The 14804-nt window shown below is 26.5% G+C and carries 11 protein-coding genes and 1 pseudogene; 2 read left to right on the top strand and 10 right to left on the bottom strand.

Annotation, left to right across the window (positions count from 1 at the left end; all coding sequences use genetic code 11):
* Positions 1 to 4: 4 nt before the first annotated feature.
* The 9 genes and pseudogenes from murC to rsmH all read right to left on the bottom strand — a co-directional run bounded on the left by murC (position 5) and on the right by rsmH (position 10936).
* Positions 5 to 1381, bottom strand: a complete 1377-nt coding sequence (gene murC / locus BPAA_RS01275; RefSeq protein WP_015429872.1) for a UDP-N-acetylmuramate--L-alanine ligase — start codon at positions 1379 to 1381, stop codon at positions 5 to 7.
* The gene (murG, locus tag BPAA_RS01270; protein ID WP_015429871.1) at positions 1378 to 2487 is read right to left on the bottom strand and encodes an undecaprenyldiphospho-muramoylpentapeptide beta-N-acetylglucosaminyltransferase; all 1110 of its coding nucleotides are present in this window, start codon (positions 2485 to 2487) and stop codon (positions 1378 to 1380) included. The genes murC and murG overlap by 4 nt, the downstream gene beginning before the upstream one ends.
* Positions 2477 to 3667 carry an FtsW/RodA/SpoVE family cell cycle protein gene (locus BPAA_RS01265; RefSeq protein ID WP_015429870.1) on the bottom strand — a complete coding sequence of 397 codons (1191 nt, stop codon included), beginning with the start codon at positions 3665 to 3667 and terminating at the stop codon, positions 2477 to 2479. Before BPAA_RS01265 ends, murG begins: the two co-directional genes overlap by 11 nt.
* Positions 3654 to 5017 (bottom strand): annotated as a pseudogene (murD, locus tag BPAA_RS01260) (UDP-N-acetylmuramoyl-L-alanine--D-glutamate ligase). The gene BPAA_RS01265 and the pseudogene murD overlap by 14 nt, the downstream one beginning before the upstream one ends.
* Positions 5018 to 5029: 12 nt before the next feature.
* Positions 5030 to 6214 (bottom strand): phospho-N-acetylmuramoyl-pentapeptide-transferase, encoded by a 1185-nt coding sequence (mraY, locus tag BPAA_RS01255; protein WP_015429869.1) that lies wholly within the window; start codon positions 6212 to 6214, stop codon positions 5030 to 5032.
* A gap of 1 nt (position 6215) precedes the next feature.
* On the bottom strand, positions 6216 to 7694 hold the full coding sequence (locus tag BPAA_RS01250; protein ID WP_015429868.1) for a UDP-N-acetylmuramoyl-L-alanyl-D-glutamate--2,6-diaminopimelate ligase: 1479 nt from the start codon (positions 7692 to 7694) through the stop codon (positions 6216 to 6218).
* Positions 7691 to 9664, bottom strand: coding sequence for a penicillin-binding protein (locus BPAA_RS01245; RefSeq protein WP_015429867.1), 1974 nt, complete (start codon positions 9662 to 9664; stop codon positions 7691 to 7693). Before BPAA_RS01245 ends, BPAA_RS01250 begins: the two co-directional genes overlap by 4 nt.
* On the bottom strand, positions 9664 to 10011 hold the full coding sequence (locus BPAA_RS01240; RefSeq protein ID WP_015429866.1) for an FtsL-like putative cell division protein: 348 nt from the start codon (positions 10009 to 10011) through the stop codon (positions 9664 to 9666). The genes BPAA_RS01245 and BPAA_RS01240 overlap by 1 nt, the downstream gene beginning before the upstream one ends.
* A gap of 25 nt (positions 10012 to 10036) precedes the next feature.
* Positions 10037 to 10936, bottom strand: coding sequence for a 16S rRNA (cytosine(1402)-N(4))-methyltransferase RsmH (rsmH, locus tag BPAA_RS01235; RefSeq protein ID WP_015429865.1), 900 nt, complete (start codon positions 10934 to 10936; stop codon positions 10037 to 10039).
* An 84-nt stretch (positions 10937 to 11020) separates the two neighbouring features.
* Between rsmH and tgt the strand changes: the two genes are divergently transcribed.
* Together tgt and BPAA_RS01225 are read left to right on the top strand one after the other, a co-directional pair.
* On the top strand, positions 11021 to 12145 hold the full coding sequence (tgt, locus tag BPAA_RS01230) for a tRNA guanosine(34) transglycosylase Tgt (protein WP_015429864.1): 1125 nt from the start codon (positions 11021 to 11023) through the stop codon (positions 12143 to 12145).
* 7 nt (positions 12146 to 12152) lie between these two features.
* On the top strand, positions 12153 to 13241 hold the full coding sequence (locus BPAA_RS01225; RefSeq protein ID WP_015429863.1) for an LptF/LptG family permease: 1089 nt from the start codon (positions 12153 to 12155) through the stop codon (positions 13239 to 13241).
* On the opposite strand, the gene BPAA_RS01220 is transcribed toward BPAA_RS01225, so the two are convergent.
* A complete protein-coding gene (locus BPAA_RS01220; RefSeq protein ID WP_023469929.1) occupies positions 13238 to 14746 on the bottom strand; it encodes a trypsin-like peptidase domain-containing protein in 1509 nt (502 codons plus the stop codon). The genes BPAA_RS01225 and BPAA_RS01220 overlap by 4 nt on opposite strands.
* Between the last annotated feature and the right edge of the window lie 58 nt (positions 14747 to 14804).

The following is a 14804-nucleotide window of genomic DNA, read 5'->3' as shown; positions in this document are numbered from 1 at the left end:
TGATTTATCCATATCGTTTATACAACCATTCTTTGATAGGAAGAATTAAGGCCTCTATATTTCCAGCTCCCATTGTTAGAATAATATCAAAATGTTTCTTTTCAATTTTTTCTAAGACTTTGGAAAGAGTAGATATTTCTTTAGAACTCATTTTGATTTTTTCTAATAAACTATTAGAATTCGTTCCATTTGTGGGAAATTCTCTAGCTGGATAAATATCTAGTAAAATTAGAATATCAAGATGTTCTAAACTTTTAGCAAAATATGTTTCAAAAAATTTAGTTCTACTAAATAAATGAGGTTGAAAAATTCCCAATATCTTTTTATTTGGAAAACATTCTCTTACAGTAGAGATCAAAGCATTGATTTCTGTAGGATGATGTGCGTAATCATCTATATATATTTTATTTGAAGATTGATAATGAATGGAATATCTTCTTTTGATCCCTTTAAATAAAAATAAAGCTTTCCTGATTTCTTTTTTAGAAATTTTTAGATAATCAGAAATAGCTAATGCTGCAGTAACGTTTTTTAAATTATGTTGACCTGGAATAGGTAAAGGTAAAGATTTCCATGTTTCTGTAGGAGTATGAAAATCAAAATACCATTTATTTTCTTTTATATAAAGATGATCGGAATAATAATTTTCTCCTTGTAGGACAGAATAATATATTGCGTTCTTGAATCGACAAGATTCTTCTCGGCAAAGAAATATTTTTTTATATGGTTTTTTGATTCTATTTGAAAAAGCTATATAAGCCTTTTTCAGAGTTTCTTTTCTTGGATAAGTATCTACATGATCTTGGTCAAAAGACGTTATACATGCTATATTAGGAGATAAATATAAAAAAGAATGGTCAAATTCGTCTGCTTCTACCAAAAAAATTTTTCTTCCATTCAATACATGATTCAATATTAAATTTGATTTATAATTTTCAGATATTCCTCCTAAAAAAGCAGTGACATTCATTCCAGAACTATATAAAATATGTCCTAATAAGGTACAAGTAGTTGTTTTTCCATGTGTTCCTCCTATGGCTATACAAATCTCATTTTCTGTAATGAAAGCTAATACTTGAGAACGTTTTTTTACATTTTTACCATATTTTTTTAAATACATCCATTGTTTATGATGACTAGGAATGGCTGGGGTATACACAATCAAACATTGTTTGGATAATACCCATTTTGGTAATATTTCTATACTATCATGATAGTTGATAGATATTCCTTCTTTTTCTAATTCTTTTGTCAAAAAGGTTTTATTTTGATCATGTCCACAAACAGTTTTACCCATAGTATGAAAATATCTAGCTAGGGAACTCATCCCCATTCCTCCTATTCCTATAAAATAAAAAAAATCAATTTTTTTGAAGTTCATAAAATAATTTGTAAAATCTCGTTTACAATATCGTTTGTTGCTTTAGGTTTTCCTAATTTTAATATGTTGCTACTCATTTTTTTTTTCATGCTGGAATCATTCACTAATTTTATAACAGAATTCACTAATTTTTTCTCTATTTCCTCATTTTTTATAATTAAAGCCGCTTTTTTTTCTTCTAATATTTTAGCATTTTGATTTTGATGATCATTGGAAGACCAAGGAAAAGGAATCAATATATATGGTTTTCCTATTAAACATATTTCTGATATAGTCAAAGCTCCAGCTCTAGATACAATGATGTCTGCTGCAGCATAACATGCCGGTATATTTTCAATAAATTCCATGAAAAGAATATTCGAATGATGAGACATTTTATTTTTTTTAATTTTATAAAGATCAAGTTTTCCTACTTGCCAAATCAGTTGCATATCCAATTCTATTATCCGTTTTAATCCTTTTATCCAAGCATTATTCATACTATTGGATCCTTGACTCCCTCCTATAGATAAAATAATAGGTTTTGTTATGTTTAATCCTAAATGAATACAAGCTTTTTCTTTACTAGGCAAGTGTAAAATTTCAGATCTGACTGGATTTCCAGTTATAATCGTTTTTTTTTGGGGAAAAAATTTTTTTGCTTGCTCATAAGCAATACATATTTTATTCGCATAACGAGAAAATATTCTATTAGTCAGTCCAGGAAAAGAATTCTGTTCTTGAATCAAAATAGGTATTTTATTTTTTTTTGCAGCATATAAGGTAGGAAAACTGACAAAACCACCTGTTCCGATAACTATATCTGGAGAAAATTTTTTCATAATTTTATTTGCCAAAAACAAGCTATATATTAGTTGGATAGATAAAATAAAACCTGATAAAGAAAAAAATTTCTCTTTTCCACCTGAAATCCAAATTTTTTCAATGGAATATCCCCATTTTGGGATTTCTCGCATTTCCATATGATTTTTAGATCCAATAAACAAAATCTCAATTTTTGGAATTTTTTTTTTAAGTTCGTTAGCAATAGCTATTCCAGGATAGATGTGCCCTCCTGTTCCTCCACTTCCAATAATTATTTTAGGTGGTGAAATATTATGATTCATGATGAATTATAATTTTTGAGTGAGAATATATCAGTCGACTTACGCTTAATATGATCCCAAAACTTAAAAAAGTAACCCATATAGAAGTCCCTCCAGCACTAATCAGAGGCAAAGTTTGTCCTGTGACTGGAAATAAACCAACAGCAATTCCCATATTAATAAGTGCTTGATTAATAATAGGAAACCCTACAGAAAGGACCAATAAAGAACAAGAATAATTTTGGACTTTCGTCGCTATTATCATAATTCTTATGAGAATTAGTATATAAATGAATAAAAGAATTACGCCTCCAACAGATCCATATTCTTCTATGATAATAGCATAGATAAAATCTGAAGAAGATTGTGGAAGAAAGGCTTTTAAAACACTTTTTCCAGGACCACGACCAAATTTATTTCCTAAAACAATAGCCGTTTTAGATTGTTTCATTTGATAACTTTCTTCAGATTCATGATCCAAAAATTTTTCTATACGACTTTTCCATGTATAAACCCTATTCATAGGTTTTTTATCTCCCCATTTTATAACAGAATAAATATATATTCCTGAAAATAAAAAACCCATGAAAAGAAACCCTATAACACTTGTTAATGGGATTCCTCCTATAAAAAGTAAAATTAAAACGGATATAAAAATCATAGCAGCAGTAGATCCATCCGATGGAAAAATAAGTCCAATGATCAAAAATATTGGAAACCACAAGGGAAAAAAAGAATTTTTCAAGTTGATTCGTTCTTTCTTTTTTTGAGACAAATATCTAGCACAATAAATGAAAAGAACCAATCCAGCGATACTGGAAGTTTGAAAAGATATATTGAGAATAGGAAGATGTAACCAACGAGAAGCATTTACTCCATCTAATTCTTTTCTTTGACTCATTGTAAAAATTAATAAAATGAATATGATAGGCATGAAAAGGATAGACATTTTATAAAAATATTTATAGTCTATAAATTGAGTGAAAAAAAGGAGAAAAAACCCAACTAACAAAAAAATAGCATGTTTAAATAAATAACGAAATACTGTATTCGTCCCTCCATATGTAGTCACTAAGTTTGTGCTAGCAGAATAAACTGGTAAAAATGAAAATATAGCCAGTAAAGAGATAAAAGCCCATAAATATCTATCTCCTTTTATATATTTTTTTAAAAAAAGATTTATTTTTTCATAAACTTTCATAAATTAGTTTTCTTACTTCTTGCTTAAATTTATTTCCTCTTTCTTTATAATCTTTAAAAAGATCAAAGCTAGAACAAGCAGGAGAGAATAAAACATGATCTCCATGAGAAGATAATATATAAGCCATATAAACAGCTTTTTTAATGGATTTTGTTTCCAAAATGATATCAATGATATTTTTAAAAAAATTTATAATTTTTTTATTATTTTTTCCTAAACAAATTATGGCTTTTACTTTTTTTTTAACCAAAGGAATTAATTCTACATAATTATTTCCTTTATCTTCTCCTCCTACTATCCATATAATAGGCGCATTCATACTTTTTAATGCATAAAAAACGGCATTTACATTAGTGGCTTTAGAATCATTAATAAATTGTACTCCATTTATATTTGATATTTTTTCCATACGATGTTCTATGGATTTCAATTTTAATAGTATGGAAATTATTAATTCTTTTTTTACGTTTAATATTTCGGATATAATTAATGAAGCCATAATATTATAGAGATTATGATCTCCTATTAAAGGAATATCTTTTACATTTAAAAAATATATTTCTTTATTTTTTTGATTTCGAATAAATATTTTGTTAGATTTTATATAAGCGCCTACATGTAATTCTTCCTTTATAGAAAAAGGAATACAATGAGATACAATGGGATATTTTTTTATCCCCTCTCTTATAATAGGGTCATCATAATTATAAATGAAAATATCTTCTTTTTTTTGAAAAGTGGCTATTCTAAATTTGGAATCAATATAATTCTCAATATTATTATCATATCTATTTAAATGATCTCTTGTTATGTTTAATAATACGGCAATATTTGAACGAAAATTCAAACAATCATCTAATTGAAAACTACTCATTTCTAATATATAAATATCTTTTTTTTTATGATTTTTTTAGAAAAACTATGTCCAATATTTCCTGCTATTTCTACATTCATTCCTTCTTTTTTAAGAATTTTATAAATAATGGAACAAGTCGTTGTTTTTCCATTACTTCCTGTAATCCCGATAACATAAGAATTTTCGATATAACTTTTTCCGAATTCTAATTCGGATTGTATAGGAATCCCCAAATAATTGATTTTTTTTATCAAAGGATTATTTCTAGAAATTCCAGGACTTTTTATCACTTTAATAGCATTTTGAATGATAATATTCTCTGTATGTCCTTTTTCTTCAAAAGGAATTTTATTCTTTGTTAAAATTTTTTTGTATTTATTTAGAATAATTCCAGAATCCGATAAAAATGTTTTTAATCCATTTTTTTTAGCTAATAAAGCTGCTCCTACTCCACTTTCTCCTCCACCCAATACAACTATAAATTTGTTTTTCATTGCTATATTTTTTTATATAATTAATAAAAGAAATACTAACATAGAAAGCATCATTTGTATGATAATAAAACGATTGGAAATCTTATTTTCATGATATCCTAATTTTTGAAAATGATGATGTAAAGGAGCCATTAGAAAAACTCTTTTTCCTATACCATATTTTTTTTTAGAATATCTAAAATACAATACTTGCATGATTACAGAAATATTTTCTATAAAAAAAATTCCACACAAGATAGGCAATATTAATTCTTTTCTATTGATAATAGCTAGTGTTGCGATGACTCCTCCTATAGTTAGGCTTCCTGTATCTCCCATGAAAATTTGAGCTGGATAAGTATTATACCAAAGAAAACTTATTAAAGATCCTAAAAAAGAAAAAGAAAATATAATGATTTCTTCTAAATGAGGAATATATATAAAATGAAAATAGAAGGAATATATTTTATTACTGGAAATTATAGATAATAAAGAAAAGAGAGCAAAAATAATAGAAGAAATTCCAGCTGTTAATCCATCTATTCCATCCGTTAAATTAGCTCCATTGGATAAAAACGTAATAATTCCAACAACAATAGGAATATAAACAATCCATGCATATTTTTTCCATTTTTGATTATACCAACTCAAAAGATAAGCATAGTTAAATTCATGATTATGATATATAGAAGAAAAAATGGGAATAGTGGTATTGAACCCATATTCTTTTTTTTTAAAAAAGTGTGAATCTTTTGATTCTATTTTTTGTTTTTGAATAGAAATGTTTGTGTTAAAGTACATAGTGATTCCAATAAAAATTCCTAATAAAATTTGACTAAATATTTTTCCCATTACACTAAGTCCTTTTTTATTATGTTTTATTTTAATATAATCATCTATTAATCCAATACAACCCATATACAATGTGGTCATTATCAACATTAATACATACACATTATTTAAAGTAGAAAACAATACTGTAGAAATTAACGTGGAAAATATCATAACAACCCCTCCCATAGTTGGGGTTCCTTCTTTTTCTTTTTGACCAAAAAGTCCAAGATCTCGTATTTTTTCTCCTATCACACTATTTTTTTGATTCCAACATATAATTTTTTGATACAAAATCAAAGCTATACAAAATGATAAAAAAAAAGCTATAATAGCTCTATAAAAAACAGAATTTATAATTAAGTATTTATTAAAAAAATAAATCATCTTACTTATTGTAAGTTTTTAACAAATTTTTAGCAATTTTCATATCATTAAAAAAATAACGTATTCCTTTGATTTCTTGAAAAGTTTCATGTCCTTTTCCAGCTATTAGAATAATATCTTTTTTTTTTGCAATTTGAATTGCAGTTTGAATAGCTTCTTCTCGTCTTACAAAAGTTAAAATAGATTTTTTGTTTAGATATGACTTAAAATTTTTCATATCATTGAATATCTTATTGATATCTTCCTCTCTAGGATTATCGGATGTAAAAATAGATATATCACATGTTTCATAGACAATTTTCCCCATTAAAGAACGTTTTTTTATATCTCTATTTCCCCCACAACCTATGACACAAATTAATTTTTCATTATTTTTTTTTATGATTTTAAGAGTATTTAAAATAGATTTTAATCCATCTGGATTGTGGGCATAATCCACAATAATATGAATACCTGAGTTGGATAAAAATTGCTCACAACGTCCTTTGATGGGTTTTACATATTTAATTTTTTTCAGGATGTTCTCTTTTTTTTTTCCTAATAAAATAGCTGTTGCATAACTAGCTAATAGATTATAAATATTAAATCTTCCTATCAAATAGGTAAGAATTTGATGACCATCAATTAGTAATTGATTTCCATTCATGTTTTCTTTCAAAATTGAAATTTTGAAATTAGAATTTTTTTTTATACCATAAAAATAGGTTTTAGCTAAAGTTTTTTTTATGATTTGATGCGAATTTTCATCATCGGAATTGATTAATGCAAAAGCTTTTTTAGATAAATTTTCAAAAAAAAGCCTTTTAGTAGATAAATAATGATCAAAAGACTTATGATAATCTAAGTGATCATGTGTAATATTCGTAAAAACTCCTCCTTGAAATAATAATCCTGAAATTCTTTTTTGATGGATTCCATGTGAACTTACTTCCATAAAAGCGTATTTGCACCCTTTTTGGATTGAAATATTTAAATATTTATTAATTTCAATAATATTCGGAGTTGTATGTGTAGTAGGATATTTTATAGATAATATTTTTATTCCCATAGTAGAAATAAGAATATTTTTTTCTCCCATTTTAGAAAATAACTGATGAAGGATCGTAGCTACAGAGGTTTTTCCATTTGTTCCGGTTATTCCTATTAATTTTATTTTTTTTGTAGGATGATCATAAAAATTAGATGATATAACTCCTAAAGCTTCCATAGAATCTGAAACAAATACATAAGTGATATGTTTATGAATAGGGATGAAGGAAAAATAACTTTTTTCACAAATTATAGTATTAGCACCTTTTTGGATTGCATCTATAATAAATTTGTGTCCATCTGTTCTTTTTCCTTTTATAGCTACAAAAATCATATTGTCTTTCACTATTTTAGAACTCATAGAAATTCCTTCTATAAATTTAAAAGGATTTTTTCCTATTATTTTTAACACATAGACTTTTTTTAAAACATCTTTTAATAGTTTTTTCATTCTTCTAGTTTTAAAAATATAATCTGATTTTTTTTCAATTTTGTTCCTGGTTGAATAGATTGAGTCAATACTTTTCCTATTCCTTCATATTGAATGTGAAAACCCCTGTTTTCTAATATAGGTATAATTTCTTTTCCAGGAACAGAGACTACATTAGGCATTATCCATTTATCAATAAAAAAATTTTTTGATTCTATAATTTGATTGAATAAATTCTTTTGATTTTCTTTCTTTTTAAAAAGTACTTTTCTTTCTATTATAGGATAAATAGATTTAGCAATTTTGTCAAATACAGGAACGGCTACCTCTATCCCGTAGTACCCTTTTTCTGGTTTTGAAATGACTACAATACAAGAATATTTTGGATTTTTAGCAGGAAAGTATCCTACAAAAGAACTGTTGTAAGATAAGGGTTTTCCTTTCATCCAATAATTTAACTGTGTTGTTCCTGTTTTTCCCGCATAAGGATATTCTGGATTATAATATTTTTTAGCGGTCCCATTTTTGACTACTCCTTCTAACATATTTTGAATTTTAATTAAAGAAGATTTTCTAGCTATAGAAGGATTCATAATGATAGGTTTTGTATATTCCTTGATACTTTTTCCATGATATTTGATTTCTCTAATAAATAGAGGTTTAATCATTTTTCCATGGTTTGCAATAGCATTGTAAAAAGTGAGTATTTGTAAAGGAGTTAGTTTAATATTATATCCAAAAGTCATCCATGGCAAGGTAATGCTACTCCAATTTTTTTTTCCAGGTTTTGGAATAAAAGGCATGCTTTCTCCAGGGATGTCAATCCCTATTTTTCTATCCAATTTCCATTTACGGAAATGTTCTATGAATTTTTCCGGATTTTCTTTATAATTTTCATAAATAATTTTTGCTATTCCTACGTTTGAAGATAATTCTAAAATTTGTTTTGGATTCATTTCAACATTTCCATTATAATGACTATCTCGTATTTCTTCTCCTCTCAATTTCATGACTCCGCCTTTGGTATTGACAATCATATCTACATCTATTTTTTTATCTTCTAAAGCGGCAAGAATAGCCATTGTTTTAAAAGTAGATCCAGGTTCGCTTCCTTCCCATACTGAAAAATTTCTTAAATCTTCGTAAGTCCTTTTTTTTGTTTTTTCCAGGTTGATCATAGCAGGAATTTCTCCACTTTTTACATCCATCAAAATAACACATCCATGATCTGCCTGAGAAATGGATAATTCTTGAAGTAATGCATGATAGGCTATATCTTGTAAATATATATCTATAGTGGAATAAACGTCTTTTCCATCTTCTGGATGAATTTCGTTTCCTGATTTCAATGGTTTCCATATTTTAAAGCTAATACGTTGTTCTAATCTTTTTCCATCTTTTCCTTTCAAATATTTGCTAAAAGCCCCTTCTAATCCTACCTTTCCTCTATGATCATCATATCCTAATGTTCTTTTTCCAATATTTTCTAATGTGTGAATTCTACATATTTTTTTTTCTACAATGAACCCCCCTCGTATTTGTCCTTTATTGAAAATGGGAAAATTTCGTAATATTTTAAAATGTGGATAATCTAAATTCTTTGCTAATAAAAAATATCTATTTCCTTTTTTTTTTTCGTATTGAAATTTTTTATAGAAAAAAAATTTTGGTTTTTTAAATAAAAATTCCAAAGAATTACATAAAGAATAAATATTTTCTTGAAATAATTTTTCAGATATGGATCTAAAATCGATGTGAATTTCATATCTTATAACAGACATTGCTAAAATACTATTATCTGACGCATAAATATTTCCACGTTTTGCTTTAATTAAATTGGTTCTAATCGTTTTTCTTATAACAGATTTTTTGTATCCTTCTGAATAATTTTGAATATAGAATAAATTGAAAATAATTAATGCGGCAATAAATATGAATAAAAAACCAACTAAATAAGATTTATATAATAAAATATATCTTTTCCGTTTCATTATTGATTTGATTGTGGTTCATCCATATTTTTATGATTTTTTTCTATTATGACTAATTCGTATGGAGGAGATTCTAAATGTTTTAATCCATTAACTAATTTTTTTCTTATAAAAGAGGCTAATTGCATTTTCATACATTTACTATGTAAATCTGCATATTCAGATTTTAATTCCTTGATTTCTTCACTAATTTTAGTGATTTTTCGAATTTTTCGGTCCATCATATGTGAACTGGTTATGCTAATTAAAGATAGTACAGTAATAAAAACAATAAAATTCCAACTACGATAAGCATCTTTTTTTACTAAAAATTTTCCTTTCAGGATATCTGGTATATTCGTTTTCATTTTATGATATTATTTTTGTTATGATTTAAATCTTTTCTGCAATTCTTAATCTTGCACTTCTAGATCGTGGATTATTTATGATTTCCTGAAAACTCGGTCTAATTACTTTTTTATGGATCATTCTGAATGGAAGAGTTTTAAAATTGATTTTATCTATTATAATTCCTTTTTTAAAAAAATATTTAATGATTCTATCTTCTATAGAATGATATGAAATCACGACGATTCTACCTCCTGTTAAGAGGATTTTAGAAGATTCTAATAAAAAATCCTTTAAAACATTTATTTCATTATTAACTTCTATTCGTATAGACTGAAAAAGTCTAGCGAAAAATCTTTTTCTTTTTTTAAAAGATCCTTTGATAAAAAAAATATGAACTAAATCCAAAGCCGTTTTTATATTTTTTTTTAAACGTGTTTTCAATATTTTTTCTGCAATTTTTCTTGCATTTTTAAATTCTCCATATTCATAAAATATATGAAATAATTCTTGTTTTGAACATTCATTTAGAACATGCTGAGCAGAATACAAAGATTTCTGATTCATTCTCATATCTAAAATACAATTGGATTGATTCGAAAAACCTCTTGTAGGATTGTCTATTTGTAAAGATGAAATTCCTAAATCCACTAATATTCCTGATACTTTATCAATTCGGTTTTGATTCAAAATATCACGGATATGAATAAAATTATTGTGAAATAGATGAAAACGTTTATCTATAATCCAATTTCTTTTAATAGATTCCTGATCCTGATCCAAAGCTATTAGAGTTCCTTTTTGATTTAATTTTTTTAGAATTGCATCAGAATGGCCTCCTCCACCAAATGTAGTGTCTACATAAATCCCGTTTGGATTTGTAATCAAATTTTCTATACTCTCTTCGAGAAGAACTGGTTCATGGTGATTATATTTAAAATTCATTTTTTATCAATAAATAGTACGAAATTATGTTTTATAACTACTATATGTTACATATATCGTTTAATTTTTTAAAATCTTTTTCAAATGAAATTTAACTTAATTAAAACAGATAATTATTCCAAAGCAAGAATAGGAATTTTAGAAACAGATCATGGTAAAATAGAAACTCCGATTTTTATGCCAGTCGCTTCAAAAGGTTATGTAAAGTCTGTTCCAACACATGAACTTTATAAAATGTATAAAATAATTCTTGGAAATACTTATCATTTACATTTTCAACCCGGTGTTGAAGTATTACATAAAGCCGGAGGAATTCATTCTTTTCTAAATTGGAAGGGTTCTATATTAACAGATAGTGGAGGATTTCAAATTTTTTCATTGAAAAAATCAAATAAAATTACTGAAGACGGAGTTCTATTTAAGTCTATGATAAATGGATCTTTTCATTTTTTTTCTCCTGAAAAATCTATGAAAATTCAACGTTTTATAGGTGGAGATATTATTATGGCTTTCGATGATTGCCCCCCTTTTCCCTGTAGTCATACAGAAGCTAAAAAATCCTTAAAAAAAACACATCGTTGGTTAAAAAAATGTTCTTCTTATTTAGAAAAGAATCCAGAAATATATAATTATAAGCAAAGTTTTTTTCCAATTATACAAGGAAGTATTTATCCGGATTTAAGGAAATCTTTTACAGAAAAAATTGCATTGTTAGAAGCGGAAGGGTATGCAATAGGTGGATTAAGTTTAGGAGAAGAAAAAGAACAAACACATAGCATTACTGATTTATTAACAGATATTTTACCTAAAAAAAAACCTAGATATTTAATGGGAGTAGGGAGTCCTATAGATATTTTAGAAGGAATTTCTCTTGGAATAGATATGTTCGATTGTGTTCTTCCTACAAGAAATGGACGTCATGGAATGTTATTTACATGGAAAGGAATTATGAATATCAAAAACAAAAAATGGGAAAAAGACTACTCCTGCTTAGATGAATTTGGGAATTCTTTTGTAGATCAATTGTATAGTAAGTCTTATGTTAGACATCTTTTTTTATCTAGAGATCATTTAGCAAAAGAAATTGCTTCTATCCATAATCTTTCTTTTTATTTTCATCTTATTCAAGAAGCGAAAATTCGTATCATGCACAATGAATTTTTTTATTGGAAAAAATCTATGATTCCTTTGTTACAAGAACGTTTATAATAATATTATGAAAATTATTGATCGTTATATAATTCGTAATTTCATTATGACTTTCATATTTATTACCCTCTCTCTACAATTGTTATCTCTGGTTATAGATATATCTCAACGGATGCATCGTTTAGAAAATAATCAAGGATCTATTAAAGAGGCTTTAATTTTTTATTATCCTTTTTGGTCCATATGGTTAATGAATACGTTTTCTCCTATTTCTGTTTTTTTATCTGTTATTTTTTTCACATCTAAATTAACCCATCATTCAGAAATTACAGCGATTCTATCAAACGGAATTAGTTTTAGAAGATTGACACTTCCTTACTTGGGTACAGCTATTGTGATAGGAATTATAGCTTTAATAATCAATTATTATTTTTTACCTATAGCTAACAAAAAAAAAAATCAATTTTATTATAAATATCTTTTAAGTCCAAGACATAAAAATAAATATGAAAAAAATCAAACGATCAGTACTCAAATTTCAAAAAATGAATATATTTTTATTCAAAATTTTTCAAAAAAAAAATATATAGGAAAAAAATGTGTATATCAAAAATTTAATGGAAAAAAACTAACATATATTTTAAAATCTAGAACCATTTTTTGGGATAAAAAATATAAAATATATATTTTATTTGATTACAGAGAAACTACAATCAATAAAAATCGTGATTTTTTTGTTATAGGGAATTATAAAATTATAAAATTACCCATTACCCCAGAACAATTTTTACCGGATGAATATATAGCAGAAACTATGAATATTCATGAGTTAAAAAAATTTATTAATATGGAAGGAGACAAAAAAAATATGAATATGCATTTAAATGAATATTATCAAAGAACAAGTTCCCCCTTTTCTACTTTAATCTTCACAATTTTGGGGTTATCTATATCTACGAAAAAAAAAAAAGGAGAAATTGCTTATAACATGATTATAGGAATTACATTAGCTTTTTTTTATATTTTTTTTATAGAAATCACAAAAATATATTCGAACAAAGATTATATTCCTTCTTATTTATCTGTTTGGCTACCCAATGTTATTTATGGAATCATTACATTGTTTTTTTATTGGAATAGAAATATGAATAATTAATTCATTTCAAATCCTGCTATATATACTTGTCCATTTTGTTTAATCGATTTTATGGTCACATCTCCTGAGTATTTTTTTAAAACACTATCTACATCATTAGGTTTTTTCATCCTGACTCCATTAATAGATAAAATAATATCTCCTTCTTCCAAACCGATAGCACTTAAACGACCTGTTCTGATCTCTTTGATTTTAATTCCATAACCAATTCCAAAATCTTTTTTAGACTCTTGACTAAGTGGCTCAAATACTGCTCCTAATAATTCAGATGGAGTCATTTCCTCCTTGGTTCTTATTTTTGTTCTTCCTTGTAAATCTTTTAAAATAACATGAAAAATTTTTTTTTGTTTGCTACGTATAATATTTACTTTTACTTCATCTCCTGGATGTTTTGTTCCTACGATAAATGAAAGATCTGCAACATTTTGTATAGGTTTTCCATCTATGCTTTTTATGATATCTCCTTTTTTAAGTCCTGCATCTGACGCTCCACTTTTTTCAAAAACTTCTCCTATTAAAAAACCTTGTTGTGATTTTATATTTTGATGTGTTTCTTTATTATAAGCTTTTAAATATTCTGTTTTAGAAAGATCTATTCCTCTCACTCCTAAATATGCACGTTGTACGATTCCGTATTTTTTTATGTCTTGGATCACTTTTGCTACCAAATTAGAAGGAGCCGCAAAACTATATCCTATAAAATTTCCTGAAGCTGAAGAAATAGCTGTGTTAATTCCAATTAATTCTCCATTCGTGTTAATTAAAGCCCCTCCACTATTTCCAGGATTGACCGCTGCATCTGTTTGGAAAAAAGATTCAATAGAAGAGGTTTGTGTTTCTCCTCTTAATATCCCCAAACTTCTATTTTTTGCACTTATGATCCCGGCTGTAACAGTAGAGTTTAAATCAAAAGGATTTCCTATCGCTAGAACCCATTCTCCTACTTGTACTTTATTAGAATCCGAAAAATAAATAAAGGGTAAATTTGTTTCATTGATTTTTAATAAAGCGATATCGGTACTAGGATCTGTTCCTATTAATTTAGCTTTATAAGTTCTTTGATCACTAAGAGTAATTTCTATTTTTTCTGCATCTTTTATGACATGATTATTAGTCACAATATATCCATCAGGAGATAGAATGACTCCAGATCCATGAAGTCCAGGAAGATCATTTCTTTGAGGTTTTCTTTCTCTATTGTTTCCACCAAAATCATCAGGAAAACCAAAAAAGAAATCAAATGGATCAAATTGATTGTTATATTTTTTTGAATAATTTTTGACATTGACTACTGCATGTATGGTTTTTGATACGACTCTAGTAAAATCAGGAAATCCAGCAGAACTAACTAATGAGGAAGAATCTGATGAGGTAAACCTTGTTTTTGAGGATGATGTATATGGAAAGAGTAAAGGTTTTTCTTTAGAGTATTGTTTATATGCAGCAATTGTGATTATTGAACTCATAATACTGCTCAGTACAATATAAAAAACTATTTTCTTCATCTATATTTTATTAGTGATTACACACAAACAAATATATCAAAAAATAATATTAAATTCG

This window comes from Blattabacterium cuenoti BPAA, assembly GCF_000348805.1.
Taxonomy (GTDB): domain Bacteria; phylum Bacteroidota; class Bacteroidia; order Flavobacteriales; family Blattabacteriaceae; genus Blattabacterium; species Blattabacterium cuenoti_B.
The sequence above is the reverse complement of the archived record's forward strand: the minus strand, read 5'-3'. Positions and strand labels throughout refer to the sequence as shown.